Raw genomic sequence first — 25,614 nt, forward strand, 5'->3', positions numbered from 1 at the left:
TCCTGCAACTTTGATACGGAGACAACAGATGAAGACAAGAAAAACCGCGCTGGCACTGGGCGTGCTCGGTGCGCTGGGCGTACTGGCCATGGCGCCCGTCGCGCAGGCGCAGGACAAGGTCAAGATCGGCTACATCTCGGATCTGTCGGGCCTGTACGCCGACCTCGAAGGCAAGGGCGCGGCGACGGCCATCCAGATGGCCATCGACGACTTCGGCGGCAAGGTGCTGGGCAAGCCCATCGAGCTGCTGACCGTGGACCACCTGAACAAGCCCGACATTGCTGCCAGCAAGGCGCGCGAGTGGATCGACACGCAAGACCTGACGATGATCTTCAGCGGCACCAACTCTGGCACCGCTCTGGCGCTGGCCAAGATCGCCGAAGAGAAAAAGCGCGTGCTGATCAATAACGGCGCGGCCTCGTCTGCACTGACCAACGAGCAGTGCACGCCCTATACCGTGCACTACGCCTACGACACGGTGGCGCTGTCCAAGGGCGCGGCTGCGGCCATGGTCGACAGCGGCCTCAAGAGCTGGTTCTTCCTGACCGCCGACTACGCCTTTGGCCACGCGATGGAGGCCGACGCCTCCAACGTTGTCAAGTCGCGCGGCGGCTCGGTCGTCGGCACCGTGCGCCACCCGCTGAGCGCCACCGACTTCTCCTCCTTCCTGCTGCAGGCGCAAAACTCCAAGGCCCAGGTGCTGGCGCTGGCCAACGCTGGCGGCGACACGATCAACGCGGTCAAGGCAGCCAAGGAATTCGGCATCGACAAGGCGATGAAGGTCACGCCGCTGCTGGTGTTCTACAGCGACATCCACAGCCTGGGCCTGAAGAACACCGCCGGCATGCAGTTCGTCACCAGCTGGTACTGGGACATGGACGATGCGTCGCGCAAGTTCGCCGACCGCTACATGGAGAAGACCAAGCGCCGCCCGACCGAGATCCAGGCGGCCGACTACTCGGCGACGATGAACTACCTCAAGGCCGTGCAGGCTGCGGGAACCGTGGACGCCGACAAGGTCATGGAAACCTGGCGCGGCATGAAGATGGATGACTTCTTCGCCCAAGGCCAGATCCGCCCCGATGGCCGCTACGTGCACGACATGTACCTTGTGCAGGTCAAGGCGCCCAAGGAGTCCACGGGCACCTGGGATTACTACAAGATCGTCAAGAAGCTGCCCGGCGACGAGGTGTTCACCTCCAAGGCAGAGAGCAAGTGCGCGCTCTGGAAATGATGCGCCGCGGCTGACACCGACTCCCCTCACCACGTACGTTTGACCCATGGAATTTCTAGGTGTTTCGATGCCCGCCCTGCTCAGCCAGCTGCTGCTGGGGCTGGTCAATGGCTCCTTCTACGCCATTCTCAGTCTGGGCCTGGCGGTCATTTTTGGCCTGCTCAACGTGATCAACTTCTCGCATGGCGCGCTGTTCATGCTGGGGGCGCTGGTCACCTGGATGGGCATGGAGTACCTGGAGATCAATTACTGGGTCATGCTGATCGCGGCGCCGCTGGTGGTCGGCGTGGTCGGCGTGGTGATGGAGCGGCTGCTGCTGCGCTGGATCTACAAGCTCGACCACCTCTACGGCCTGCTGCTCACGCTGGGCGTGACCATGGTGATCGAGGGCGTGTTCCGCTCCATCTACGGCGTCTCCGGCCTGGGCTACGACACGCCCGAACTGCTCGAAGGCGCAACCAACCTGGGCTTCATGATCATGCCCAACTACCGCGCCTGGGTGGTCGTCGCCTCCATCATCGTGTGCCTGGCCACCTGGTATGTGATCGAGAAGACCAAGCTGGGCGCCTACCTGCGCGCCGGCACCGAGAACCCGCGCCTGGTCGAGGCCTTCGGCGTCAACGTGCCGGTCATGATCACACTCACCTTCGCCTTCGGCGCGGCGCTGGCCGCCTTTGCGGGCGTGCTGGCCGCGCCCATCTACCAGGTCACGCCGCTGATGGGGCAGAACCTGATCATCGTCGTGTTCGCCGTCGTCGTGATCGGCGGCATGGGCTCCATCATGGGCTCCATCCTCACCGGCCTGGGCCTGGGCGTGATCGAAGGCTTCACCAAGGTCTTCTACCCTGAGGCGTCGTCCACCGTGGTGTTCGTCATCATGGCCATCGTCCTGCTCATCCGCCCCGCCGGCCTGTTCGGCAAAGAGAAATAAGCCGCAGGGGTGACCCACATGAACGTTCAGAAATTTGCTCCTATCGGATACGGCCTGCTGCTGCTGGGCCTGATCGTCGCGCCCTTCGTGGGCGCCTACCCGGTGTTCGTGATGAAGCTGCTGTGCTTCGCGCTGTTCGCCTCGGCCTTCAACCTGCTGCTGGGCTACACCGGCCTGCTGTCGTTCGGCCACGCGGCCTTTCTCGGCGGCTCGGCCTACATTACCGGACACGTGGTCAAGGTCTGGGGCGCCACGCCCGAGCTGGGCCTGCTCGCTGGCCTGCTGTCGGGCGCGTTGCTGGGCCTGGTGATGGGCTGGTTCACCATCCGCCGCCAGGGCATCTACGCGACGATGATCACGCTGGCGCTGGCGCAGATGCTGTTCTTCGCGGCGCTGCAGCTGCCGTTCACTGGCGGCGAGGACGGCCTGCAGGGCGTGCCGCGCGGCAAGCTGTTTGGCCTGATCGACTTGTCGAGCGACATCACGATGTACTACGTCACGCTGATCATCGTCGTCGCGGCCTTTTTGCTCATCGTGCGCACCATCCACTCGCCGTTCGGCCAGGTGCTCAAGGGCATCAAGGAGAACGAGCCGCGCGCCATCTCGCTGGGCTACGACACCAACCGCTTCAAGCTGCTGGCCTTTGTGCTGTCGGCAGCGATTGCCGGCCTGGCCGGCGCGCTCAAGACCGAGGTGCTGGGGTTTGCCACGCTGTCGGACGTGCACTGGAGCGCATCGGGCAACGTCGTCTTGATGACGCTGGTGGGCGGCATGGGCACGCTCAGCGGGCCGCTGGCGGGCGCAGCCATCGTCGTGCTGCTGGAGAACAAGATCGGCGAGCTGGGCCACTTCCTCGCCAGGCTCACCTCGGTCGAATGGTTTACCACGCTGGGCGAGTCGGTCACCATCGTCACCGGCCTGATCTTCGTCGTCTGCGTGCTGGCGTTTCGCCGCGGCGTGATGGGCGAGCTGATCGCCTGGCTGCAGCGGCGCGGCGCGGGCCAGAGCCCGGGCGCGGATCGTTGAGCATCCCGACAAGACAGATTCTGGGGAGGTTTGCGATGCCGATACAGAAAAAAATTCGCGTAGGTGCAGTTCTTGTAGCGTTTCTGGCGTTCACTGCCTGGGGCGCTGCAGCCCAGGATCTGCAGTCCCAGATCGCTCCGCCCCACGACTGGAGGCCTGTTGCATTCAACGATGAGGTCAAGGAGTCGATCGGCGCCTTTACCGACATCGCGAACACAGTCTTCAAGCCCTCGGGCGACGGGCCGTTTCCGGCAACGGTGCTAATGCACACCTGTGGCGGCCTCAAGGGAACACCCGGTGCCCACATGAAAGAGCATGCTCGGGAATTGCTGGCGGCCGGTCACGTCGTGCTGGTGATCGACAGTTATGGCCCGCGTGGCTTTGACAACTGTTCGGCCCGGCGGCCCAGCGGCTCAGGTGGTATCGCCGATGCCTACGCCGCCCTGAATTTGCTCGCGGCCAAGCCTTTTGTAGACCAGACGCGCATCTACCAGGTGGGCTACAGCTGGGGCGCGTTCATCTCGGCGCTGCTGGCATCGCCCCAAAGCGCCAGCCTGGCAGGCTCCGAACGCCGGTTCGCCGCCACGGTGGCCAACTATGGCAGTTGCGGCTTCAAGGGCAAGCACTTCGTGTTGCAGGATCTGGATCGGCCCTTGCTGCTGTTGATGGCTGGGCGCGACGACGAGGCGCCGTCGGCCCCGTGTTTTCCGCTACTGGAAGAGATGAAGACGGCTGGCAAGCCCGTGCAATGGCATGTCTACCCCGATGCCACGCATGCCTGGGACAAGTCCGGCGTGACATCGCAAGGCTATGTATACGACGCATCCGTCACAAAGGACGCGATGGAGCGGACGCTGGGTTTTCTGGCGGAAAAGCGGTAGGCAACGTTGAACGAGTCTCGCGCGCGGCGTGCAGGCTTATACAGCGTCGCCTTATTCCATTTCCATATCAACCGTTACTTTGTCGGCTTCGCTTGTCGTGCTCAGCACAGTCTGCGCTTCACCTTCGCGTACTCGATCGATATAGAAATGGAATTAGCTGGTTGAAAACACGTTTGCCGGCGGCTTGCTGGTTTCATGCTCGGAGTCAGCTCAACCGCAGCGTGTTCGCGTATCCCGTCATCTCCAGATAGCCTCGGCCCACGGGGTGGCCCTGGGCGTCCAGCAGATCCGACAATCCCTCCCAGTACAGCGCGCCGGTCGATGCGCGGCTGTCGACCTCCTGATCCTGCACCAGAGCCTGAACGCCAAAGCTGCCGGCGGGCGTCTGCACGCGCCAGCGTGCCGGGTAGCGCTCTGCGCTTGTCGCTGCGCGCGCCCATGCCTGCGGGGTGAAGCGCACCGCGTCGTGCGCAAAGACCTCGGGCTGGCGTTGGCCGGCGCGCCGCCACGAGCCGCCGGCCCACAGCGCGCTGCCGTCGGCGCGGCGCAGCTGGAAGGCGGTCAGCGCGCTGCCGTCGTCGAGGTTCATGCCAATCCAGTCCCATCCCACCGCGTCGGGGTGCATCAGCGCCTCGCTCCACTCATGATCCAGCCAGGCGCGGTTGCGCGCACCTGGCTCAAGCGCCATGCGCTGCCCGCCGGCGGTGATGTGGCCGGTCACCACCAGCTGCGGCTGGCTGTAATAAAAGCTTGCCTGCGCGGCCTGCGGCCCCTTGCGCGACAGGCCGGCGTCGCCCTGCAGCAGCACGGGTTGGGTGCTGGCGCAGGTCAGCTGCAGTCCAAAGCCGGCGGCCTGCGCGGTGATTCGGTAGCGGCTGGCGCCCGGCTGTGTGGTGGTTTCGCGCACCAGCGACCAGCCGTGCAGGTGTACGCGCGTGTCCTGCAGCGCAGCCTCTGCAAGGCCTAAACCGGCACGCGCGATGCGCTGGTCGTGCAGCAGACGCTGACCCTGCACGTCGGTCAGCGCCGCATGGGCAAAAAGAAGCTGGCGGGCCGCAAACGCCGAGCGCAGCGACTGCGTGGCGTCCACGCGTGAGCGGAAAAAAGTGATTTGAAAGCCCCACAGCCGCCCGCCCGCATGGGCCTGTCCGGTGAGGTACCACCACTCGGTGCGCAGCTCGGGGTGGCTGCCGTGGTCGCGGGGAAAGACCAGCGTGCGCGGTGCAAGCGCCGGTGCATCCGGTTCGGCGGCGACCGCAGCGCCGGCCAGACCGCTGCCGGCAAGCGCCATGCCCAGCCATTGGCGGCGCGTCAATGGATGTGATCCGCTCATCACTGCCTTTTACCAGTCCTGGCGCACGGCCTGCACCGCATCGGCACCGGCGGCCGCCCGTCCTGCGACGAGGCTGGTCAGCGCCGCCGCGGCCACGGTGGCCAGCACCAGTAGCGACAGGCGTGTCCATGGGACGGCCAGATCCATGCTCCAGTGAAAGCTCTGGGGATTGACGCCGTACACCAGCACCAGCGAGACCGCCAGGCCAAGCAGCATGCCGGCCAGCGCGCCCACCAGGCTCCACACCAGGCCCTCGCCGGCCACCAGCGCCAGGATCTGCCCGCGCGTGAAGCCCAGGTGGGCCAGCATGCCGAACTCCTTGCGCCGCGCCAGCACCTGCGCCGCCATGCTGCTGGCCACGCCGAATAGGCCGATGCCGATGGCAACTGCCTGCAGCCAGTGGGTGATCGCAAAACTTCGGTCGAAGATGGCCAGCGAGCGGCTGCGCAGCGCCTGCGCCGAGGTGAGGCGCAGCGCCGCCAGTTGAGCCATGTCCGGCATGCGCAGGGCCAGCCCTTCGATGGCGTTCTGCGCCTGGATTTCGCTGATGCCGGGGGCCGGCCACAGCGCCAGCTCGCTAGCGCCGCGCTCGCCGCTGACGCGCTGCAGGTCGGCGCTGTCCAGCACGACGGCGCCGCTTTGGCGCGCGTAGTCGCGCCAGATGCCGGCGATGAAAAAACATGGCGACGGCGTACCGGGCTGCTGCGCCCAGGCCGCGGCCAGTGCCGGCCAGTGTTGGCCTGGCTGGATCTGGTAGAGCGCGGCAGCCGCTTCGCTGGCATACACGCCAATGCATCCGGGCGGAACCGGCGACGGATCGCCTTGCAGTGGCAGCGTGCGCTGCACGTCGGTGTCCAGCGGGCGCGCCAGTAAGGCCAGCGCTGGAAGCCGGGCGTCGATCTGCAGCTGAAGGCTGCGCCGGCCCTGCACCTGCGCGAACTCGGGCAGGCCGCGCAGCGCGGCGACGAAGTCGTCGCCGAACACCGGCGCGCCGTCGCTGCCCCCGGCCTGCAGGTACAGCGGCGCTGGCAGCATCTGCGCCAGCCACTGCGTCAGCGAGGCACGAAAACTCCCCACCATGACCATCAGCGCCACCGCCAGCGCCAGTGCGGCGACCACACCGCCGACCGCGATGACCGCGGCATTGCGCGCGTGCCCGGCGCGCGCCAGCGCCAGCAGGCGCAGCGGTTGCGTGCCCGCACGGCGCTGTGCTCGCTGCACCACGGCTACCAGCGCCTGCACCAGCAGCGGCAGCAGGGCCATGCCGCCAACCAGCAGCAGGCCGATGGCGGTGTAGGCCGCCAGCGGTACGCCGGCCACGGCCGGGACGAAGGCCAGCAGCGCACCGGCCGCGCACAGAGCCGGCCCCAGCCATGGGCCGGTTGCGTGCCGGGGCGGTGGCTGGGCCGCGTCCAGCCCCTTGAGCGCCTGCGCCGGCGCCAGCGCGCTGGCCGCGCGTGCCGGCCACCAGCCGCCAACCAGCGCGGCCAGCAGCCCCAGCAGGCCGTAGACCAGCAGCGCGGGCAGGCTCCAGTGCAGCGCCGGCGCCACGCCGGCAAAGTAGCCCGCGCCCAGGTCTGCGCCCAGCCAGTGCAGCGCGCCCGCAGCCAGGGCCGTGCCCAGCAGCAGGCCCAGCAGGCTGCCCACCAGGCCCAGCGCCAGCGCTTCGAGCAATACCAGCGCCAGGCGCTGGCCGGGCGTGGCGCCCAGTACCGCCAGCAGCGCCAGCTGCGGCTGGCGCCGGGCCACGCCCAGCGCCAGCACCGAATACACGAGAAATGCGCCGGTGAACAGCGCGACCAGCGACAGCGCGGCCAGGTTGACGCGATAGGCGCGAGTGAGCCGCTGCAGCGCGCCGGAATGCTCGGCCGGCGTGACCAGCAGCGCGTTGGCGGGCCAGCCGGGCAGGGCGAGCAAGGCCGCCTCCAGCGGCTCGCGTGTCACGCCGGGGCGCAGCTGCAGGTCGATGCGCGAGAGCCAGCCGCCGCGCCCGAACAGGTCTTGCGCGGCGCCGATGTCCATCACCGCCAGCGGCGCACCCGCCGCGGCGACGGTGCCGGCCACCTGCACGCCGTGGCGTTGCGAGCCGGCCTGCAGCAGCGCCTGCGCCGGCGTGTCGCCACGCCATTGCAGTGCGGCCAGCGCCGCTGGGTTCAGAAACAGCGTGGCCGGCGCCAGCATGGCCAGGCGCGGCGACTGCGGCCAGGGCCGGGGCATCAGATCGGGCGCCAGCGTGGCCAGCTGCAGCGCGTCCACCCCCAGCACGCGCAGCGTCACGCTGGCGCCGCCATGCTGCAGCTGCGCCTGCAGTTCCAGCACGGGGCTGGCGCGCTGCACCTGGGCCAGCCGCGCAACGTCGGCATAAAGCTGCTCGGGCAGAGCGCCCTGGCGCGCGCGCAGCTGCAGGTCTGCGCGGCCGCCAAGGGCGCGGGCCGCGCGGTCGAACTCGGCCATGGCCGAGGCGTTGATCAGTTGCACCGCCAGCGCCAGCGCCACGCCCAGAGCAATCGCCAGCACCGCGACCAGCGTGCGCCACCGGTGCTGGCGCATGTCTTGCCAGGAGAAGGTGAGCAACAGGGCGCGCAGCGTGGCCATGGGGAGATTGTGCGGTGCACCAGGAAAAACGCCCCACGGCGTGGGGCGTTGTGCTGTGCTTCGGCAGCTTACTTGTTGAGTAGCTTGCCCAGCCAGTGATCGAGCAGCCTGCCCGCCGCCTCGCGCCCGCCCAGGCCAAAGGCCAGTGCGACTGCGACGGCCACCGAGCCCAGCGTCAGGCCAAAGGCCAGCTGCACGATCTCGTTGGCGATGCCCATGGCGCGCAGGCCCATCGCGATCACCAGCCCGAGGATGGCAAAGCGCGCGACGTTGGCGACCACCGAGCCGCCCTCGGGGCTGGCGCGGCGAATTGCCGCTGCGGCGACGCCCGACAGCCAGAAGCCGACGACCAGGATGGCGCTGCCCAGCAGGATGTCGCCGCCAAAGGCGATGAAGGTGGTGACGACCTCGCTGACCTGGTCGAAGCCCAGCTGCGACGCGGCCTCGACGCTGGCGAACAGCAGCGCGAAGAACAGCACCAGCCGGCCCGCCAGGTGCGACGGGCGCGTCGTGTCCGACAGCGCATACGACAGTCCCAGCTTGGCCGGCAGACTGTCAAAGCCTGCGGTCTCGAGCAGCTTGGCCAGCAATGACGCGGCAAAGCGCGCCACATACCAGGTCAGCAGCAGGATGACGGCGGCGGCAATGATGTGCGGCGCGGCGGCCAGGATTTGTCCCAGCACCTGCTTGGCGGGGCCGGAGATGGCGTCGATCCTGAGCGCATCCAGCGCCGCGATCAGCGCGGGCACGAACACCAGGATGAACACCAGCGTGCCGCCCAGGCGCGACAGTTGCACCGCCGGGTCGAGCCCGATGCTGGCGTTGAGCCGGTCGCTGCCGGCAGCGGCCAGCAGGTTGCGCACCAGCGCCCGCAGCACGCGCGCAACGATGTAGCCGGCCAGCGCGATGACGCCGGCGCCAAACGCGTTGGGCAGATAACCCAGCAGCTGGCCGAGCATGTCGCGCACCGGGTCGAGCACGCCGTTCAGCCGCAGCGCAGCCAGGATGGCGGGCAGAAAGAACAGGATGATCAGCCAGAACAGCACGTTGCCGGCGCTGTCGCTGATCGGCGCCATGCCGGCCTCGGCCGACAGGCGCTCATCGAGCGTCGTCGTCGCCAGCGCCTTGGTGACGAGGGCGCGTGCCAGCGTGGCCAGCAGCCAGGCGACCAGCGCCAGCACCGCGCCGGCCAGCAGGTAGGGCACGTAGCCGATCACGTCCTGCACCATACCGGCAAAGGGCTCGGACAGAAGCGTGAGGTTCAGCGAGTTGAGCACCGCCACCAGTGTGGCCAGCAGCACCAGCCAGAACACGGCGGTGGCCACGGGTTTTTCGGCGTCGATTTGGGTGTTGGTGCTTTTGCTCAGGCAGCTGTTGAGCCGGATCAGCTTGAGTGCGCGCAGCGCCGCGGCGCGGGCGACGACCGCCAGCAGCCAGCCCAGCACCAGAATGGCCAGCGCCCCGAGCACCTGGGGAATCTGGCTGCCAAACGATTGCTGCAGCGCGCTGAAGAATGTGTCCAATTGCATTGGTGCTCCTTTTTTGTGACGAATCAGAACCATTGTGACGGGCTGGACGCAAGATGCAACCCACGGGCGATGCGACCGGACGAGTCGGTACGTTGATTCACATTGTGTGGTTTTGCCCTTGAAATGACGGCTTTTGCGCACATATGCATGTCAAGCCGCGATGGCGGCAGGCATCCAACCCTCATTCGACGACAAGGAGTTTCACCATGAATGCACTGGTATCGCGTGGCAGCCTGTTCGATGATTTCTTCAAGGACTTCGCGCCCGGTTTTTATGTCCGCCCGCTGCACGGCGACGGCCTGCCCACGCCGGCGCAGATCAAGGTCGACGTCAAGGAAGACGGCGACAGCTACACCGTGCAGGCCGAGCTGCCCGGCGTGCCCAAGGAAGACATCCATGTGAGCATCGACGGCGCAGTGGTCAGCCTGAGCGCCGAGATTCGCCAGCATGACCAGCAAAAGGACGGCGAGAAGCTGCTGCGCAGCGAGCGCTACTACGGCTCGGTGGCGCGCAGCTTCCAGCTGCCGCAAGAGGTCGACGCGGCCAAGTCCAAGGCCAAATACGACAACGGCGTGCTGACGCTGACGCTGCCCAAGAAGCTCGAAGGCAAGTCGCAGCGGCTGGCCATCGAGTAAGCGGATAAGCGCTTCAGGCTTGACCTGAAACCGACGACGCGGGGCACATGCCCCGCGTTGTCAATTGCAGCGTCCGGTCACAGCGCGCAGCGGCCTGCGGCGCATGCGTGACCAGCACCAGCGCCGCGTCCTGCTGGCGGGTCTGCGCCAGAAGCAGGTCGAGGATGAGCGCGGCGGTCGTCGGGTCGAGATTGCCCGTCGGTTCGTCGGCCAGCAGCAGCGGCGGCGCATGTACCAGCGCCCGTGCAATGGCCACGCGCTGCAGCTGGCCACCGCTGAGCTGCTGCGGCATGCGCGCGTCCAGCCCTTGCAGGCCGACCGCGTCGATCATCGTGCGCACCCGGGCGCCGTCGCTGCGCCCGAGCAGCATCAGCGGCAGCGCGATGTTCTGCGCCACGGTGAGCTGCGGCAGCACATGAAAGGCCTGGAACACGAAACCCAGGTGGGCGCGGCGCCAGACGGCTCGTGCTGTGTCACCCAGCTGCGCCAGGTCGACGCCCTGGTGCACGATGCGCCCGGCCTGCCAGCCGTCCAGCCCCGCAAGGCAGTTGAGCAGCGTGGACTTGCCAACGCCCGAGTCGCCGGTAATCGCCAGCGATTGGCCCTTGTCCAGCGTGAAATCGACGTTCTCGAACACGGCCTGCGTGCCATAGCGTCGCGCCAGGCCGTGTACTTCAAGCAGCGGTGGTGCAGCTGCGGTCATGCCTGCACCAGCGCCAGCACCGCGTCGACCACCTGTTGCTGGGCACCCGGTGCATCGCAGGCAACGACGCGCCGCTGCGGCATGCTGCGCAGCCAGGTGATCTGGCGCTTGGCCAGCTGGCGCGTGGCGGCAATGCCGCGCTCGGGCAGGGTGGACAGAGGGTAGGTGCCGTCCAGGCTCTCCCACGCCTGGCGGTAGCCGACGCAGCGCATGCTGGGCAGGTTGGTGTGCAGGTCGCCGCGCGCGCGCAGTGCAATGACTTCGTCCAGAAAGCCGGCGGCCAGCATGGCTTGAAAGCGCTGGGCGATGCGCTCGTGCAGCCATGCGCGGCTGTGCGGTTCCAGCGAGAAAAAGCCTTGCGCGGCAATCGGCCCGGTGTCTGGAGCGGCGTTCGCGTCCCTGGTCTTGTGGAAGTGCGACAGCGGCTGGCCGCTCAGCTGCCAGACTTCAAGCGCGCGCTGGATGCGCTGGCTGTCGCCGGGCGCCAGCCGCGCTGCGGTGACCGGGTCGACGCGCGCGAGTTCCGCGTGCAGCGCGGGCCAGCCCTGCTCGGCGGCGCGCGCATCGATGGCTGCGCGCACCACGCCGTCGCCGGCGGGCATTGCGTCGATGCCGTCCATCAGCGCCTTGAAATACAGCATGGTGCCGCCGACGAGCAGCGGCAGCGCGCCGCGTGCGCGAATGGTGGCGATCAGTCGCGTCGCGTCGTGCACGAACTCGGCGGCGCTGTAGGCCTGGGCCGGATCCAGGATGTCGATCAGGTGGTGGGGCACGGTGGCGCGTTCGCTCGCGCTGGGCTTGGCCGTGCCGATGTCCATGCCGCGGTAGACCAGGGCCGAGTCGACGCTGATGATCTCCACCGGCACGCGCGGCGCCAGTTCAGCAGCGATTGCCAGTGCGGCGGCAGTCTTGCCCGACGCGGTGGGGCCGGCCAGGGCGATGGCGGGAAGTGCGGCCTCGATGCTCACGCCGATGCGCTCCGTGGCTGATGGTGGGGTACGGTGGGCTTCACAGCGCCGTGCGCAGGCGCTCGGCGTAGCCGGCCAGCACGTCGGGCGCCGGGCTGGGGCGCGGCCAGGTGAAGTGGATCCCGTCGTCCGCGTGGCGTGGCACGACGTGGATGTGAAAGTGCTGCACCGTCTGTCCGGCGGCCGCGCCGTTGGCCTGCAGCAGCATGATGCCGTCCGGCGCAAAGCAGGCCTGCACCGCGCGCGCCACGCGCTGGGCGGTCTGCATGACGGCGCCTGCCTCTTCGCCGGTGAGCTCAAGCAGCGTGGCTGCGTGGCGCTTGCTGGCCACCAGCACGTGGCCGGGGTTGACCTGGCCGATGTCCATGAAGGCCAGCGTGTGCTCGTCCTCGAACACTTGCGCGCTGGGGATCTCTCCGGCCACCAGGCGGCAGAACAGGCAGCTGCCGCTGGGCGAGGTGTCGACGAATTCGGGCATGGGCGGACGCTCCTGGGAAAAGTGCAGTCAAGCCCGGGATTCTGGCAAGAAAAAAGCACGCGGGTGCATGCCGCGTGCTTTCGCCGTGGGTGTGGACGCAGTCAGAAGCGGTGGCGCATGCCCACGCCGACGCTGTTGCCGGTTTCCTGGTGCGTGATGCGGTCGTTCATGAGCATGGCGTAGACGTCGGTGCGCTTGGACAGGTTGTAGTCGTAGCCCACGGTGAATGTCTTGCGGCTGGCGCCGCTGTCGATCTTGGTGCGCACCCACGAGGCCAGGACGCTGCCCGCGCCGACCGGGGCCGAGGCGCCCAGCTGCCAGGTCTTTGCCTTGCTGAAAGCGCTGGGAGGAACGGCGGCGCCGGCATCGTCCACCTTGGTCTCGCCATAGCTCAGATAGGGCTTGACTACCTTGAAGTCGTAGGACGCGCCGAGCATCCAGTCCTTCTTGGTCGTACCCAGGTAGGCGCCCGAGCCGGGGTTGCCGATCTGGTCGCGCTCGTAGTAGCCGGTGACGGTGAGCGGGCCGCCAAAGTACAGGAAATTGGCGCCGATGTTCTTCTTGCCGTTGTCGCCCGGCTGCTCGCCGAACTGGTATTGCAGATTGGCCTCAAAGCCCCCGATGTTAGGCGTGGTGTAGGCGACCTGGTTGCTCCAGCCGGTGTCCGCAGGCGTGGTGGCCTGCCAGCCCGAGGCGTTGAACAGCGGCACGTTCATGTGCAGGATCAGCGGCGCGAAGGTGAACGAGTCGCCCATCGGGTTGCCGATGACCGACGGCAGGAAGTTGGGCGCCAGCCAGCGGCCCAGGCGCACCGTGCCGAAGCCGCCCGACAGGCTGACGTTGGCGTCGCGCGAGAAGAAGGTGTCGCCGAGAAAGCGCCCCTGCGTGCCGTCGTCTACCTGGATGAATGAGGTGATTGCAAAGCCGGCCTTGAGGCCGCCGCCCAGGTCTTCGGTGCCGGACAGGCCGAACCACGACGTGGTCATGCCGCCGCTGTTGACGGCGGACGTGCGGTGGGCGTCGCCGGCCATCTTCATCGATCCGACGTAAACGTCGGTCAGGCCGGATAGCTGAACCGAGCTTTGGCCGTGGGCCGTCAGTGTGCACAGCGCGGCGGCGCAGGCGGCCAGGGTCTTCACGTACATGGGCGGTCTCCTTGGTATGAATTGTGTGACGGTAAATTGTGTACAAATTTTGTATGAAAGAACACCGGTTTTCCGTGGGTCGTAGCAATTTGTTGCGCGAATACACCGTTGGTTGGGCCGTGATGGTGAACGTTGCTTTGATTTGTCTCAATGTGCGCCGGCGTCAGGCTTGGCACAGTGCGACCATGCTTGCCATGCCCACATGTCCGGATCACCGCGTGCCGCTCGAGCAGGCACCGGCGGGCGAGGTGCTGCGCGAGCGCCACCGGCAGCCGATGTCGGTGCTTTATCTGCAGGGTGGCCGCGTGCTGCTGGGCCTGCGCGAAGATGGCGTGATGCGCCACCAGTTGGGCAGCGTGCAAGGGCCTTGCTGGCTGGATGCGGCCACCGCGTTGCTCGACCGTCCCAGCCTGGTCGACATGGTGGCCGAGACCCGGGTGCAGTTGCGCCGCATCGCGCTGGACGACTTCCGTCAGAGCGTGCAGGCCCTCCCCGAGGCGGGGCAGGAGCTGTTGCGCGACATGGCGGCGGGCTATTGCCAGCAGACCGAGCTGGCGATCAGCCGTCTGGCGCAGGACGCCGAGGCGCGCTGCGCCCAGTGGCTGCTGCGCCACGCGCACAACTGCGAGGAGGGTGGACTGCGTGTCACGCTGCACCTGCGCAAGCGCATGATTGCCGCCCAACTGGGCATCGCGCCCGAGACGCTGTCGCGCGTGCTGCGCCAGCTGCGCGAGCATGGGCTGATCGTCGGTACCGGCAATGTGCTGCGCCTGCCGCAGCCGCGGGCCTTGCAGATGCTGGCCGGGGCTTGAGAGGTCGAGAAAAAAATTCTCATCTCCGCTTTACACGCCAAAAAACCCCACTCATCGTTGCAAATACTCGCCATGGCCCGAGCTATTGCACTGCGTTTTGCCCTTGCAGGGCGCGGGCCAGCCAGAGGCTGACCTTCTTCGTGCTGTCCAGCAGTGCGCAGGCACTGCTGGAGCCGCAGCACTCAGCCTCGATTGGGTGTGCTTGGGCGCGCCTCTTGGGCACGGCCAATTGATTCTCAACCTCTGACGGGACGCGGGCAGCGCCTGGGAGTCGCGCACGCTGACACCCCAAAACCACGGCAACGGCATGCGCGATTCTTGAGGCACATGCTCAGGGTTTTCCTGGCGATCCGCCAGGGTTGACCCACCCGCCGCCGCCGGGCTTTGTGCGTATATTGGAGCGAACCTCTGTATCGCCCCGGCGCCGCGCCATGCCTGTTTTCGTGCACTCGTTGATCCGTAGAGGGGACTTCATTGCGGAGTGCCTATGACGGTGCTGCCCGAAAAATGGCCGGACTCGCTTCAGGCGGACGACTCCGACGGTGACTCCTCTGCAGCCGTGGCCAGCTGGCTCCCCGGCCCGCTGGTGCGCAAGATGCTGGTCGTGGCCTGCTTGGCCATCGTGCTGGCCGGCGCCGTGGCCGCGGCGCTGGTGTCCTACCTGGCAGGGCAGGACAGCATGCAGCGCCTGGTTAGCCAGCAGGACGACGAGGTCGAGCTGGTGGCCCGTTTGCTGGCCAGCAAGATCGAGCAAAGCCAGAAGGTGCTGGCCACCGCGGCCGAGGATGTCTCGCCGCAGATCCTGCAGGAGGTCGCGCCGTCGCAGCATCTGCTGCAGCAGATGCTGCCAACGCTGCGATTTTTCGACGCGATGCAGGTGGCACGCAAGGACGGCACGTTGGTCGCCAACCTGCGCCTGGGGGAGGTGGACAAGCCCTCCAACCTCGACCCGCCCGAGCGCGACTACCTGCTGCGCACCCTGGTCGAGGGCAAGCCGCTGGTCTCCAGCCTGATCGGCGCGCGCCGCGACGATGCCCGCATCATGTTCACCATGCCGCTGCTGCATGGCCAGGGGCGGGTGATCGGTGCGATCGCCGGCGTCATGCGTCTGCAGTCGCAAGGGCTGCTGCCGCATTCGCTGGCCTTGCCGGCGCGCAGCGACTCGCGCCTGATCGTGCTGACCCAGGAGGGCGTGATCCTGTCGCACCCGCAGCGCGAGCGTGTGCTGGGCAGCGTGCGCGACGAGCCTGGCCTGGCAGCGCTGTTTGCCCGCTGGCAGCAGGACGGCGGATTTTCGGCTCAGCGCCACAGCAGCGAGCAGGACGGCTACGTCGTCAGCGCCTCGCCGGTGGCCATGCCGCAGTGGCTGGTGGTGCGCATCAGCGACGCGCAATCGATGCGCGCGCCGCTGCTGGGCGGGGCGCGGCGCGTTGGGGCGGTCGTCGGCGCTGCGATTGCGCTGGTTATGGCCTGCGCTGCGCTGCTGATGCTGTGGCTGGCGCGCCCCTTGGCCTTGCTGCGTCGCCAGGCGCTGGCGCTGCTGGAGCAGCAGGCGCGCGAGCAGGGCGCCGCGGGCATGCACGAGCGGGCCGACCTGGGCGCGGATGCGGGGCATTGGCCGCATGCGCAGGGCGAGGTCGATGACGTGGTGCGCGCGTGCCGTCAGCTGATTGCGCGGCGCCTGGTCAGCCAGCATAACTGGGACATGGTGGTGCGCCAGCTGCGTGCCGTGCTCGAGCATGCACCGATGGGCATCGTGCTGACCCGTGGCGACCATGTCGAGATCGTCAGCCAGCAAGGCTGCCGCATGCTGGGCTACACCACGCGTGAACTGCAGCAGCTGCCGCTGCAGGCGCTGTTCGCGCCGCCGGAGGGCGGGGGGGATTCGCGTGCGACGTTTGAGCAGGTGCACCAGGCATTTTCGGTGCATGGCGCGTTCGAGGGCGAGTTCCCGCTGCTGCGCAAGGATGGCACCACTTTGTGGGTGCGTGCCCAGGGGCGAACGACCAACCCGCATGAGCATGTGACTCGGGGTACGGTCTGGGTGCTGGAAGACTGCACCGCCGCGCGCGAGGCGCGCCAGCAGACGCATTGGGAGCACAACCACGATGCACTCACGCAGCTGCTCAACCGCGGCGCGTTCGAGCAGCGCCTGCAGCGCCTGCTCGACGAGCGGGCCCAGCGCGTGGGCAACGGCGCGGGCGATGCTGGCGCGGGCGTGCTGCTGTTTCTCGATATGGACTACCTCACCGTGATCAACGACCTGGCCGGTCATGCCGCGGGCGATGACGCGCTGCGCTATCTGGCGCGGCTGATCGAGTCCGAGGTACGCCAGCAGGGCTGGGCAGCGCGCCTGGGCGGCGACGAATTCGCGGTGTTGCTGCCAGGCTGCACGCTGGAGCGCGGCCGCGCGATGGCCGAGCAATTGCGCGCAGCCATCGCGGCCTGGGAGCCGGCCTACCAGGGGCGTAGTTTCACTGTGGGGGTGAGTATTGGCGTAGTGGCGGTCGATGCACGCCAGGGCCGGGTTGCAACGCTGTTGCACCAGGCAGACATGGCCTGCTATGCCGCCAAGCGCGCGGGGCGCAACCAGGTGGTGGTGCTGCCCGCCGGGCAGGCCGCGACCGCCAGTGCGACTGCGGCCGTGGCCAGCAAGTGAGGGTCAGCGCAGTACCAGTACCGGGATGTGCGAGTGCGTCAGCACATGCTGGGTCTCGCTGCCCAGCAGCAGGCGCTTGATGCCCTTGCGCCCATGCGAGGCCATCACGATCAGGTCGCACTTGTTCTTCTTGGCCGCAGCAATGATGGCCTCGGCAATCAGGTCGGACTTGCTGACCACGGTCTTGACGTTGACCTCGGCATCCGCTCCGCGCTGGCGCACCTTGGCGACCAGTTCCTGGGCACTGTCGATCCATTGCTTTTCGATGCGCTTGATCTCATTGGTGTCGATTGGCAGGCCGCCGTCGAAGTAACTGCGCGGATAGCGCGGCACCACCTTGAGCGCCACCACCGAAGCGCCGGACAGCGCGGCCAGCTCCAGGCCGTTTTCCACGGCCATGTCCGACAGTTTGGAGCCATCGGTGGCAATCAGGATGCGTTTGTACATTCTTCTCTCCTTGGTAAATGAAGCGGATCATCGGCAAGCATAGAAGGCAGTGACCGGCCAGTTTTGATCCAGGTCAATTTTTTCCTAAGCGTAATCGTTTACCCTTTGTGCCATGACAAGTACTCGAGCCGGCATTCTTGGTAATGTCGGCGATTTTTTTGTCCCCTCTGCGTCGGCCTGTGTCGATGGTATGGCATTGCTGGACGACCCGCAGGAATGGTCGGCTTTTGGCCGCCCGCTGGCGGCTGGGGGTGATGCGAAGACGCAAGATTGGGAGTCGCACGTAGTGCTCGAAGGCATGCACTGCGCGGCCTGCGCGCTGACGATCGAGGAGGCGCTGCAGCGTGTGCCCGGTGTGCGCTCGGCCACGGTCAGCGCGGCAACGCAGCGCGCGCGCGTGGTCTGGCGGGTTGGGCAGACGGTGCCGTCACGCTGGATGGATGCGGTGCGCCGCGCCGGCTACCACGCCCTGCCGGCCATGGATGCGACTGCGCGCGCGCGCCGCCAGCAGGAAAAGCGCAAGGCGCTGTGGCGCTGGCTGGTGGCCGGGTTCTGCATGATGCAGGTCATGATGTACGCGTGGCCCGCCTACGTGGCGCAGCCGGGCGACCTGACGCGGGAGATGGAGAGCCTGATGCGCTGGGCGTCCTGGGTCATCAGTCTGCCGGTGGTGCTGTTCGCCTGCGGGCCGTTTTTCTCCAGCGCGCTGCGCGATGTGCGGCGGCGGCGCGTCAGCATGGATTTGCCGGTCGCGCTGGGCATGCTGATCACCTTCGTCGTCAGCATGCTGGGCACGTTCGACCCTGACGGGGTCTTTGGCCACGAGGTGTATTACGACTCGCTGACCATGTTTGTCTTCTTCCTGCTTACCGGCCGCTGGCTGGAGCTGCGCCTGCGCGACCGCACTGCAGGCGCACTGGAGGCGGTGATGAACCGGCTGCCCGACAGCGTCGAGCGGCGCATGTCCGATGGCGGCTTCGAGCGCGTCGCGGTTCGCCGTCTGAAGGCGGGCGACGTGGTGCGCGTGCTGCCCGGCGAGGCTTTTCCGGCCGACGGCCGTATTCTGAGCGGGCGCACCCAGGCGGACGAAGCCTTGTTGACCGGCGAGTCGACGCCATTGGCCAAGACCGAAGGCAGCCACGTGGTTGCCGGCAGCTACAACCTGCATGCGCCTGTGCTGGTTCGTGTGGATGCGGTGGGGGAGCAGACGCGTTTTGGGCAGATCGTTGCGCTGATGGAGAGCGCGTCGCTGCAAAAGCCCCGCCTGGCGCAGCTGGCCGACCGCATCGCCCGGCCGTTTCTGATTGGTGTGCTGCTGGCGGCGGCGCTGGCGCTGGCGTGGTGGTGGCCCACCGATCCGGCCCACGCGCTGATGATCGCGGTCGCCGTGCTCGTCGTCACCTGCCCTTGCGCGCTGTCGCTGGCAACACCCGTGGCCATGCTGACCACCGCCGGCTCGCTGGCGCGCGCCGGCGTGCTGGTGCGCCGGCTGCAGGCGCTGGAGGCGTTGGCGCAGGTAGACACCGTGGTGTTCGACAAGACCGGAACGTTGACCCATGACCGTCTGGCGGTCACGGGCGTGCATGTCGACGCTGGTGCCGGGCTGAGCCAGGAGCAGGCGCTGGCCCTGGCGCAGCAACTGGCGCGCCAGTCGCTGCATCCGGTCTCGCGCGCGCTGGTGGCGGCTGCGCTGCCTCGGGCGGAGCCTGAAGGCTGGCAGATCCAGGCGGTGCAGGAGATCACTGGCGCCGGCCTGCAGGCACAGGCGCGGCTGCCCGGTCAGGCGCAGCCGGCGCTGGTGCGGCTGGGCAGCGCGGTATTTGTGCGCGCGGCGCAACCGTCCTCGGCGGGGCAGGGCGTGTATCTGTCGGTCGAGTCCGGTGGCCAGGTCCGGCTGCTGGCGTGCTTTGATTTGAGCGAGGCGCTGCGCCCCGAGGCGCCGGCAGTGGTCGCGCAGTTGCAGGCGGCGGGCATGCAGGTGCAGTTGCTGTCAGGCGACAGCAGCGCCGCCGCCGTGCAGCGGGTGGCAGAGCGCACCGGTGTGCAGGTGGCGCGCGCCGCCTGTACGCCGCAGGACAAGTTGCAGCATCTGCAGGCGCTGCAGCAGCAGGGGCGGCGCGTGGCGATGGTGGGCGACGGGCTCAACGACGGTCCCAGTCTGGCCGCTGCCCATGCGTCGCTGGCTTTCGGGAAATCGGTTGCTTTGGCGCAATCACGTTCTGACGTCGTGGTTTTAGGGGACAATCTCGCCCTCGTTGCCCAAACCCTGCTAGTAGCTCGCCGCACGGTGGCCATCGTGCGCCAGAACCTGGGCTGGGCCGCCGGCTACAACGCCGTTGGCGTGCCGCTGGCGATTGCCGGTCTGATGCCGCCCTGGCTGGCGGGGCTGGGCATGGCGCTGAGCTCGCTGCTGGTCGTCCTCAATGCCGCGCGCTTGGCGCGCCCGGTGGGTGATGGCGCCGCGCAGGCTCTGCGAGGCAACGTGGCGCGGGAGGCAGTGCCCGCGCAAGGGGTTTGACCATGGATGTCCTGTATTTGCTGGTTCCGCTGTCCGTCGTGCTCGTGCTGCTGGTGATCGCCGGCATGTGGTGGGCGATTGACCGTGGGCAGTTTGAAGACATTGATCAGGAGGGGGAGCGCATCCTGCGCAGTGATTGACGTTCGTCAAAAACCATGATGCGTCTCTGGTTAATATTTTTTCGCTAATCACAACGAGGTAACCGATGGATTCATCAACGACGAAAGTGGAGCATTACGACGATTCCGTCGTAAGGCAATTCACGATCATGTCCGTGGTCTGGGGCGTCGTGGGCATGCTGGTCGGCGTGTTCATCGCCGCCCAGCTGGCCTGGCCCGAGCTCAATTTCGGCATCCCATGGCTGAGCTATGGGCGCCTGCGGCCGCTGCACACCAATGCCGTGATCTTCGCCTTCGGCGGTTGTGGCCTGTTTGCAACCAGCTACTACGTCGTCCAGCGCACCTGCCAGACGCGGCTTTTCATGCCCAAGCTGGCCAGCTTCACCTTCTGGGCCTGGCAGGCAGTGATCGTCGGGGCGGTCATCTCGCTGCCGCTCGGCTATACCCAGTCCAAGGAATACGCCGAGCTGGAGTGGCCGCTGGATGTATTGATCGCCATCACCTGGGTGAGCTATGCCATCGTGTTCTTCGGCACCGTCGGCATCCGCAAGGTCAAGCACATCTATGTCGCCAACTGGTTCTTCGGCGGTTTCATCCTGACGATTGCGCTGCTGCATATCGTCAACAGCGCCGCCATTCCTGCCGGCTGGATGAAGAGCTACTCGGCCTATGCTGGCGTGCAGGACGCCATGGTGCAGTGGTGGTACGGCCACAATGCCGTGGGCTTCTACCTGACCACGGCCTTCCTGGGCATGATGTATTACTTCATCCCGAAGCAGGCCGGCCGGCCGGTGTACAGCTACCGCCTGTCGATCGTGCACTTCTGGGCGCTGATTTTCACCTACATGTGGGCCGGCCCCCACCACCTGCACTACACCGCGCTGCCGGACTGGACCCAGTCGGTGGGCATGGTGTTCTCGCTGATCCTGCTGGCGCCGAGCTGGGGCGGCATGATCAACGGCATCATGACGCTGTCGGGTGCCTGGCACAAGCTGCGTGAAGATCCCATCCTGCGCTTCCTGATCGTTTCGCTGTCGTTCTACGGCATGGCCACGTTCGAGGGCCCAATGATGTCGATCAAGACCGTCAACGCGCTGTCGCACTACACCGACTGGACGATTGGCCACGTGCACGCAGGCGCGCTGGGCTGGGTCGGCCTGATCACGATGGGTTCGCTCTATTACATGGTGCCGCGCCTGTTCGGCAAGGAAAAAATGCATTCGATCAAGGCCATCGAGCTGCACTTCTGGCTGGCCACGATCGGCATCGTGCTCTACATCGCCGCGATGTGGATTGCCGGCGTGATGCAGGGCCTGATGTGGCGCGCGGTCAACGCCGACGGCACGCTGACCTACACCTTCGTCGAGAGCGTCAAGGCCAGCTATCCCTTCTACGTCATCCGTTTCCTGGGCGGCGTGCTGTACCTGGGCGGCATGGTCATCATGGCCTGGAACGTCTGGCTGACGGCCATTTCGGGGCGCTCGGTGAAGATCGCCGTTCCCACCACGGTTGCGCACGCCTGAGGATAGGAGAGCCTGACACATGTCCAAGACCAACAACACCTCCTCGGGCTTTACCCACGAGAAGGTCGAGACCAACAACTTCCTGATGATCGTGCTGATCCTGCTGGTCGTCGCCATCGGCGGCCTGGTGGAGATCGTGCCGCTGTTCTTCCAGAAGTCGACCACCGAGCCCGTCGACGGCCTCAAGCCCTACACGGCGCTGCAGCTGGCCGGGCGCGACATCTATCAGCGCGAGGGCTGCTACAACTGCCACTCGCAGATGATCCGTCCCTTCCGCGCCGAGACGCTGCGCTATGGCCACTACTCGGTGGCCGGCGAGTTCGTCTACGACCATCCCTTCCAGTGGGGCAGCAAGCGCACCGGCCCGGATCTGCACCGCGTGGGCGGCCGCTACAGCGACGAGTGGCACCGCATCCACCTGAACGACCCGCGCGACGTGGTTCCAGAGTCCAACATGCCGGCCTACCCGTGGCTGGAGAAGAACCTGGTGAATGCCGCGGTCATGCCGGCGCACATGCGCGCGCTGCGCAAGGTGGGCGTGCCTTATACCGACGAGGAGATCGCCGGCGCAGTGCAGGAGGTGGAAGGCAAGACCGAGATGGACGCCATGATTGCCTATCTGCAATCGCTGGGTCACCAGCTCAAATAAGGGAGGCAGCCATGGACATCACCACCTGGCGCATCGCGGTCACGCTGGCATCGCTGGCGAGCTTCGTGGGCATTGGGGTCTGGGCCTACCTGGGCCGCAACCGCGCGCGCTTCGAGGAGGCGGCGCAGCTGCCCTTCCTCGAGGACTGACGCCTCCCACGTACACAACTAGAGAGAACCCATGAGCGATTTCACGAGTAACTTCTGGTCGGTCTACGTCACCATCATCACCATCGTCGGCATCGTCGGCTGTGGCTTGTTGCTGTGGCTCACGTCGCGCAAGAAGGTCGAGGCGACGGCCGACAACACCACCGGCCACGTCTGGGACGAAGACCTGACCGAGATGAACAACCCCATGCCGCGCTGGTGGATGTGGCTGTTCGTCATCACGCTGCTCTTTGGCGCCGGCTACCTGATCGCCTATCCCGGGCTGGGTACCTTCAAGGGCCAGCTGGGCTGGACGCAGGTTGGCGAGTACCAGCGCGAGATGGACAAGGCGGCCGAGCAGTTGCAGCCGCTGTACGCGCGCTTTGACGGCATGAGCGCCGAGCAGCTGACGCAAGACCCGGCAGCCATGGCCATTGGCGACCGCCTGTTCATGAACAACTGCGCCCAGTGCCATGGTTCGGACGCGCGCGGCAGCAAGGGCTTTCCCAATCTGAGCGACGGCGACTGGCTGTATGGCGGTGATCCCGAGCAGATTCGCCAGACCATTCACGACGGCCGTATCGGCGTGATGCCTCCGATGGCCGAGGCCGTGGGCTCGGGCGAGGACGTGCGCAACGTCGCCCAGTACGTGCTCAGCCTGTCGGGCAGTCCGCACGATTCGGTGCGCGCCGCGCTGGGCAAGCCGCTGTTTGCCTCTTGCGCCGCCTGCCATGGTGCCGACGGCAAGGGCAACCAGGCGCTGGGTGCGCCCAACCTGACCGACGATGTCTGGCTGCATGGCTGGGGCGAGGCGGCGATCGTCGCCATGATCAACAACGGCAAGACAAACCAGATGCCGGCACAGGCGATTGCCGAGGGCGGCAAGCTCACCGACGCCCAAATCAATGTGCTGACGGCTTATGTCTGGGGACTGTCCCACCAGGGGGCTTCGGGTCAGTAGTTCTGACGTGTTGCACTATGGGCCGGCTGCCTTTGCACAGGGCGCCGGCCCTTTCGTGTTGAAGCCGTAATGGCTTGTGCGGGTCAAGAGAAGTATGTAGCGCCATGAAAGCAAAGCCGGGTAAACCCCATAAAACCATTACCAAGACCGCGCCGCCTGCCGCTGGTGCGCAGACGGTGTCGCTGTACGAAAAACGCAGAAAAATCTATCCGCGCTCCATTGATGGGATTTTTGCGCGCTGGCGCTGGATCATGGTCTACGTCACGCAGCTGGTGTTCTATGGCCTGCCCTGGTTGCAGTGGGGCGAGCGCCAGATGGTGTTGTTCGACCTGGGTGCGCGCCGTTTTTATATCTTCGGCCTGGTGCTGTATCCGCAGGACTTCATCTATTTGACGGGTCTGCTAATCATCTCGGCGCTGTCGCTGTTTTTGTTCACCGCCGTGGCCGGGCGTTTGTGGTGCGGCTTTGCCTGCCCACAGACCGTATACACCGAGATCTTCGTGTGGGTAGAGCACAAAATCGAGGGCGATCGCAGCGCGCGCATGCGTCTGGATAAAAGCGGCTGGACGTTCGAGAAAATCTGGAAGAAGACGGCCACGCAAGTCGTCTGGCTGGCCATCGCGCTGTGGACGGGCTACACCTTTGTCGGCTACTTTGTGCCTATTCGCGAGCTGGGCAGCGAGCTGCTGGCCCTGCACGGCGGCTGGCAGATTTTCTGGGTACTGTTCTATGGCCTGGCTACCTATGGCAACGCCGGTTTCTTGCGTGAGCAGGTCTGCCAATACATGTGCCCGTACGCGCGCTTCCAAAGCGCGATGTTCGACAAAGACACGATGATCGTCACCTACGACCCCGAGCGCGGCGAGCCGCGTGCGCCGCGCGCCAAGACGGTGGACTACAAGGCCAAAGGGCTGGGCGATTGCATCGATTGTTCGCTGTGCGTGCAGGTGTGCCCGGCCGGCATCGACATCCGCGACGGGTTGCAGTACGAATGCATAGGCTGCGGCCTGTGCGTGGATGCTTGCGACACCGTGATGGACAAGATGAACTACCCGCGTGGGTTGATTCGCTTTTCCACGCAAAACGGAGTCAAGAACCACTGGACGCAGTCGCAGATGATCAAGCGCGTGCTGCGTCCGCGCGTACTGGTTTACTCCGCACTGCTGCTGCTGCTGTGCATTGGCATGATGGCTAGTCTCGTCGTACGCTCGCCGATGAAGGTGGACATCGTGCGCGACCGCGCCGCGCTCTCGCGCATCGTCGCCGGTGGCAAGCTGGAGAACGTTTACCGCCTGCAGATCATGAACGCTACCGAACGCGCGCAGCGCTACCACATTGCGGCGCGCGGCTTGCCGGAGCTGGAAGTGGCCACCGAGCAGGAATTCGACCTGGGGCCGGCCGAGTCGCGCTGGGTGTCGGTGCGCCTGCACATCCCCTACGGCTCGGCGCAGCCCGGGTCGCACACGATTTACTTTGATATCCAGGCGCTGGGCAGCAAGGCACAGGTTTCCGAGAAATCGGTGTTCCTGGTGCCGCGCTGAGTGGTCGCCGTTTCGATGAGGAGTCTTCAATGATTGCAAATCCCTCCACTGCACCCGGGCCGATGCCCGGTGACGCCCCGGCGCGACCCTGGTGGAAGTTCGGCATGGTCTGGATGCTGATCGCCGGGCCTGCCGTCGTCGTCGTCGCCGGTTTCGTGACGCTGTGGCTGGCCGTCAGCCGCCCTGATCCGGTACTGAGCGAAGACTATTACCAGCGCGGCCTGGAAATCAATCAGACGCTCAGGGCGCAGCAGGAAGCGGAGGCGGCAGCCATGACGCCGGCGCTCAAGGGCCGCAACCATGCGGCAACGCCGCGAGAACATCGTCCCTGATATCGCGCGCGGCAAGCGCCGGGCTCTGACCATGCGCTGTCGTGACCTGGGTCAATTCCGAGTGCCGTGCATGGTTTAGCGCGCATGCATGGATTGCATGGCCGGCCTCAGTGCTAGTCTGCCTCTTCATCCAAAGAACAGGAGACGATGCAATGCGGATGCAGCGACTGATGTGGATTGTCTGGCCGGCCTTTCTGATGGCGGCCGTGCTGGAAATGCTGGTGTTTGCTTTTGTCGATCCGCAAATGTTGCAGTGGTTCGACCAGCCGGTGAACCTCTCGCGCGAAGGTGTCTACACCGTGGCGTTCTTCGTGTTCTGGCTGGTGATCATGGGTGCGGGCGCGCTGACGACCCTGCTGTCGCTCTCGCCCTTTGAACTCAATCGCTGCCCTGTCCCCGACCTGCAGCGTCCAGCCGATTGCGCCAAGTTTTCTTCGATGTAATACCGC

Annotated in this window: 24 protein-coding genes; 16 read left to right on the plus strand and 8 right to left on the minus strand. The window is 66.4% G+C overall.

Annotated elements, in window-relative coordinates; all coding sequences use genetic code 11:
• Nucleotides 1-28 precede the first annotated feature (28 nt).
• Genes ABD767_RS00105 through ABD767_RS00120 form a run of 4 tightly spaced genes read left to right on the plus strand, consistent with a single transcriptional unit; the run spans nucleotide 29 to nucleotide 4,072 of the window.
• A complete protein-coding gene (locus ABD767_RS00105; protein WP_103044701.1) occupies nucleotides 29-1,234 on the plus strand; it encodes an ABC transporter substrate-binding protein in 1,206 nt (401 codons plus the stop codon).
• 46 nt (nucleotides 1,235-1,280) lie between these two features.
• Nucleotides 1,281-2,165: an ABC transporter permease subunit gene (locus ABD767_RS00110; RefSeq protein ID WP_103044700.1), complete on the plus strand. Its 885-nt coding sequence runs from the start codon at nucleotides 1,281-1,283 to the stop codon at nucleotides 2,163-2,165.
• Between the two features lie 18 nt (nucleotides 2,166-2,183).
• Complete coding sequence (locus ABD767_RS00115; protein ID WP_103044699.1) at nucleotides 2,184-3,191, plus strand: ABC transporter permease subunit; 1,008 nt, start codon at nucleotides 2,184-2,186, stop codon at nucleotides 3,189-3,191.
• Nucleotides 3,192-3,226: 35 nt separating this feature from the next.
• Complete coding sequence (locus ABD767_RS00120; protein WP_103044698.1) at nucleotides 3,227-4,072, plus strand: dienelactone hydrolase family protein; 846 nt, start codon at nucleotides 3,227-3,229, stop codon at nucleotides 4,070-4,072.
• A gap of 205 nt (nucleotides 4,073-4,277) precedes the next feature.
• Here the strand turns inward: ABD767_RS00120 and ABD767_RS00125 are convergent, their stop codons facing one another.
• The 3 genes from ABD767_RS00125 to ABD767_RS00135 form a co-directional block, all read right to left on the minus strand.
• A complete protein-coding gene (locus tag ABD767_RS00125; protein ID WP_425549876.1) occupies nucleotides 4,278-5,405 on the minus strand; it encodes a lipocalin-like domain-containing protein in 1,128 nt (375 codons plus the stop codon).
• A 9-nt stretch (nucleotides 5,406-5,414) separates the two neighbouring features.
• Nucleotides 5,415-8,000 (minus strand): FtsX-like permease family protein, encoded by a 2,586-nt coding sequence (locus ABD767_RS00130; RefSeq protein WP_103044696.1) that lies wholly within the window; start codon nucleotides 7,998-8,000, stop codon nucleotides 5,415-5,417.
• Between the two features lie 68 nt (nucleotides 8,001-8,068).
• The gene (locus ABD767_RS00135; protein WP_103044695.1) at nucleotides 8,069-9,529 is read right to left on the minus strand and encodes a mechanosensitive ion channel; all 1,461 of its coding nucleotides are present in this window, start codon (nucleotides 9,527-9,529) and stop codon (nucleotides 8,069-8,071) included.
• Between the two features lie 206 nt (nucleotides 9,530-9,735).
• On the opposite strand from ABD767_RS00135, the gene ABD767_RS00140 reads away from it, so the two are divergent.
• On the plus strand, nucleotides 9,736-10,164 hold the full coding sequence (locus ABD767_RS00140; protein ID WP_103044694.1) for an Hsp20 family protein: 429 nt from the start codon (nucleotides 9,736-9,738) through the stop codon (nucleotides 10,162-10,164).
• Between the two features lie 13 nt (nucleotides 10,165-10,177).
• Here ABD767_RS00140 and ABD767_RS00145 read toward each other — a convergent pair whose 3' ends face one another.
• The 4 genes from ABD767_RS00145 to ABD767_RS00160 all read right to left on the minus strand — a co-directional run bounded on the left by ABD767_RS00145 (nucleotide 10,178) and on the right by ABD767_RS00160 (nucleotide 13,458).
• Complete coding sequence (locus ABD767_RS00145; protein ID WP_103044693.1) at nucleotides 10,178-10,867, minus strand: ATP-binding cassette domain-containing protein; 690 nt, start codon at nucleotides 10,865-10,867, stop codon at nucleotides 10,178-10,180.
• A complete protein-coding gene (miaA, locus tag ABD767_RS00150; protein WP_103044692.1) occupies nucleotides 10,864-11,835 on the minus strand; it encodes a tRNA (adenosine(37)-N6)-dimethylallyltransferase MiaA in 972 nt (323 codons plus the stop codon). The genes ABD767_RS00145 and miaA overlap by 4 nt, the downstream gene beginning before the upstream one ends.
• Before the next feature lie 40 nt (nucleotides 11,836-11,875).
• Entirely contained in the window at nucleotides 11,876-12,313 is a 438-nt protein-coding gene (locus ABD767_RS00155) for an HIT domain-containing protein (RefSeq protein ID WP_103044691.1), read from the minus strand.
• A gap of 101 nt (nucleotides 12,314-12,414) precedes the next feature.
• Nucleotides 12,415-13,458, minus strand: coding sequence for a porin (locus tag ABD767_RS00160; protein ID WP_103044690.1), 1,044 nt, complete (start codon nucleotides 13,456-13,458; stop codon nucleotides 12,415-12,417).
• Nucleotides 13,459-13,652: 194 nt separating this feature from the next.
• On the opposite strand from ABD767_RS00160, the gene ABD767_RS00165 reads away from it, so the two are divergent.
• Together ABD767_RS00165 and ABD767_RS00170 are read left to right on the plus strand one after the other, a co-directional pair.
• A complete protein-coding gene (locus ABD767_RS00165; protein ID WP_425549877.1) occupies nucleotides 13,653-14,270 on the plus strand; it encodes a Crp/Fnr family transcriptional regulator in 618 nt (205 codons plus the stop codon).
• Between the two features lie 559 nt (nucleotides 14,271-14,829).
• Nucleotides 14,830-16,929 (plus strand): sensor domain-containing diguanylate cyclase, encoded by a 2,100-nt coding sequence (locus tag ABD767_RS00170; protein ID WP_344867464.1) that lies wholly within the window; start codon nucleotides 14,830-14,832, stop codon nucleotides 16,927-16,929.
• A gap of 3 nt (nucleotides 16,930-16,932) precedes the next feature.
• Here ABD767_RS00170 and ABD767_RS00175 read toward each other — a convergent pair whose 3' ends face one another.
• Nucleotides 16,933-17,376, minus strand: a complete 444-nt coding sequence (locus ABD767_RS00175; protein WP_103043618.1) for a universal stress protein — start codon at nucleotides 17,374-17,376, stop codon at nucleotides 16,933-16,935.
• Between the two features lie 190 nt (nucleotides 17,377-17,566).
• Here ABD767_RS00175 and ABD767_RS00180 point away from each other — a divergent pair, with 190 nt between their 5' ends.
• The 9 genes from ABD767_RS00180 (at nucleotide 17,567) to ABD767_RS00220 (ending at nucleotide 25,608) form a co-directional block, all read left to right on the plus strand.
• Nucleotides 17,567-19,894, plus strand: a complete 2,328-nt coding sequence (locus tag ABD767_RS00180; RefSeq protein ID WP_344867469.1) for a heavy metal translocating P-type ATPase — start codon at nucleotides 17,567-17,569, stop codon at nucleotides 19,892-19,894.
• A 2-nt stretch (nucleotides 19,895-19,896) separates the two neighbouring features.
• Nucleotides 19,897-20,034 (plus strand): cbb3-type cytochrome oxidase assembly protein CcoS, encoded by a 138-nt coding sequence (gene ccoS / locus ABD767_RS00185; protein ID WP_103043616.1) that lies wholly within the window; start codon nucleotides 19,897-19,899, stop codon nucleotides 20,032-20,034.
• Between the two features lie 65 nt (nucleotides 20,035-20,099).
• Nucleotides 20,100-21,536 carry a cytochrome-c oxidase, cbb3-type subunit I gene (ccoN, locus tag ABD767_RS00190; protein WP_103043615.1) on the plus strand — a complete coding sequence of 479 codons (1,437 nt, stop codon included), beginning with the start codon at nucleotides 20,100-20,102 and terminating at the stop codon, nucleotides 21,534-21,536.
• Between the two features lie 19 nt (nucleotides 21,537-21,555).
• Nucleotides 21,556-22,185, plus strand: coding sequence for a cytochrome-c oxidase, cbb3-type subunit II (gene ccoO, locus ABD767_RS00195; RefSeq protein ID WP_103043614.1), 630 nt, complete (start codon nucleotides 21,556-21,558; stop codon nucleotides 22,183-22,185).
• 11 nt (nucleotides 22,186-22,196) lie between these two features.
• Entirely contained in the window at nucleotides 22,197-22,334 is a 138-nt protein-coding gene (locus ABD767_RS00200) for a CcoQ/FixQ family Cbb3-type cytochrome c oxidase assembly chaperone (RefSeq protein ID WP_103043613.1), read from the plus strand.
• A 31-nt stretch (nucleotides 22,335-22,365) separates the two neighbouring features.
• Nucleotides 22,366-23,292, plus strand: coding sequence for a cytochrome-c oxidase, cbb3-type subunit III (gene ccoP / locus ABD767_RS00205; protein WP_103043612.1), 927 nt, complete (start codon nucleotides 22,366-22,368; stop codon nucleotides 23,290-23,292).
• Between the two features lie 104 nt (nucleotides 23,293-23,396).
• Nucleotides 23,397-24,833, plus strand: a complete 1,437-nt coding sequence (ccoG, locus tag ABD767_RS00210; RefSeq protein WP_103043611.1) for a cytochrome c oxidase accessory protein CcoG — start codon at nucleotides 23,397-23,399, stop codon at nucleotides 24,831-24,833.
• A gap of 29 nt (nucleotides 24,834-24,862) precedes the next feature.
• Nucleotides 24,863-25,165, plus strand: a complete 303-nt coding sequence (locus ABD767_RS00215; RefSeq protein WP_103043610.1) for a FixH family protein — start codon at nucleotides 24,863-24,865, stop codon at nucleotides 25,163-25,165.
• Between the two features lie 152 nt (nucleotides 25,166-25,317).
• Nucleotides 25,318-25,608, plus strand: a complete 291-nt coding sequence (locus tag ABD767_RS00220; RefSeq protein ID WP_103043609.1) for a hypothetical protein — start codon at nucleotides 25,318-25,320, stop codon at nucleotides 25,606-25,608.
• Nucleotides 25,609-25,614 lie beyond the last annotated feature (6 nt).

The sequence above is a fragment of the Comamonas faecalis genome (genome assembly GCF_039538025.1).
GTDB classification, from domain to species: Bacteria; Pseudomonadota; Gammaproteobacteria; order Burkholderiales; family Burkholderiaceae_C; genus Comamonas_C; species Comamonas_C faecalis.

Bases quoted from the DNA above. Each gene is read 5' to 3' on its own strand.
- ABD767_RS00125 (WP_425549876.1), bottom strand. From the start codon at position 5,405: ATGAGCGGATCACATCCATTGACGCGCCGCCAATGGCTGGGCATGGCG.
- ABD767_RS00130 (WP_103044696.1), bottom strand. From the start codon at position 8,000: ATGGCCACGCTGCGCGCCCTGTTGCTCACCTTCTCCTGGCAAGACATG.
- ABD767_RS00165 (WP_425549877.1), top strand. From the start codon at position 13,653: ATGCCCACATGTCCGGATCACCGCGTGCCGCTCGAGCAGGCACCGGCG.
- ccoS (WP_103043616.1), top strand. From the start codon at position 19,897: ATGGATGTCCTGTATTTGCTGGTTCCGCTGTCCGTCGTGCTCGTGCTG.
- ABD767_RS00200 (WP_103043613.1), top strand. From the start codon at position 22,197: ATGGACATCACCACCTGGCGCATCGCGGTCACGCTGGCATCGCTGGCG.
- ABD767_RS00160 (WP_103044690.1), bottom strand. From the start codon at position 13,458: ATGTACGTGAAGACCCTGGCCGCCTGCGCCGCCGCGCTGTGCACACTG.
- ABD767_RS00115 (WP_103044699.1), top strand. From the start codon at position 2,184: ATGAACGTTCAGAAATTTGCTCCTATCGGATACGGCCTGCTGCTGCTG.
- ABD767_RS00155 (WP_103044691.1), bottom strand. From the start codon at position 12,313: ATGCCCGAATTCGTCGACACCTCGCCCAGCGGCAGCTGCCTGTTCTGC.
- ABD767_RS00110 (WP_103044700.1), top strand. From the start codon at position 1,281: ATGGAATTTCTAGGTGTTTCGATGCCCGCCCTGCTCAGCCAGCTGCTG.
- ccoO (WP_103043614.1), top strand. From the start codon at position 21,556: ATGTCCAAGACCAACAACACCTCCTCGGGCTTTACCCACGAGAAGGTC.
- ABD767_RS00220 (WP_103043609.1), top strand. From the start codon at position 25,318: ATGCGGATGCAGCGACTGATGTGGATTGTCTGGCCGGCCTTTCTGATG.
- ccoN (WP_103043615.1), top strand. From the start codon at position 20,100: ATGGATTCATCAACGACGAAAGTGGAGCATTACGACGATTCCGTCGTA.
- ABD767_RS00120 (WP_103044698.1), top strand. From the start codon at position 3,227: ATGCCGATACAGAAAAAAATTCGCGTAGGTGCAGTTCTTGTAGCGTTT.
- ccoG (WP_103043611.1), top strand. From the start codon at position 23,397: ATGAAAGCAAAGCCGGGTAAACCCCATAAAACCATTACCAAGACCGCG.
- ABD767_RS00105 (WP_103044701.1), top strand. From the start codon at position 29: ATGAAGACAAGAAAAACCGCGCTGGCACTGGGCGTGCTCGGTGCGCTG.
- ABD767_RS00145 (WP_103044693.1), bottom strand. From the start codon at position 10,867: ATGACCGCAGCTGCACCACCGCTGCTTGAAGTACACGGCCTGGCGCGA.
- ABD767_RS00135 (WP_103044695.1), bottom strand. From the start codon at position 9,529: ATGCAATTGGACACATTCTTCAGCGCGCTGCAGCAATCGTTTGGCAGC.
- ABD767_RS00175 (WP_103043618.1), bottom strand. From the start codon at position 17,376: ATGTACAAACGCATCCTGATTGCCACCGATGGCTCCAAACTGTCGGAC.
- ccoP (WP_103043612.1), top strand. From the start codon at position 22,366: ATGAGCGATTTCACGAGTAACTTCTGGTCGGTCTACGTCACCATCATC.
- ABD767_RS00215 (WP_103043610.1), top strand. From the start codon at position 24,863: ATGATTGCAAATCCCTCCACTGCACCCGGGCCGATGCCCGGTGACGCC.
- ABD767_RS00180 (WP_344867469.1), top strand. From the start codon at position 17,567: ATGGCATTGCTGGACGACCCGCAGGAATGGTCGGCTTTTGGCCGCCCG.
- ABD767_RS00140 (WP_103044694.1), top strand. From the start codon at position 9,736: ATGAATGCACTGGTATCGCGTGGCAGCCTGTTCGATGATTTCTTCAAG.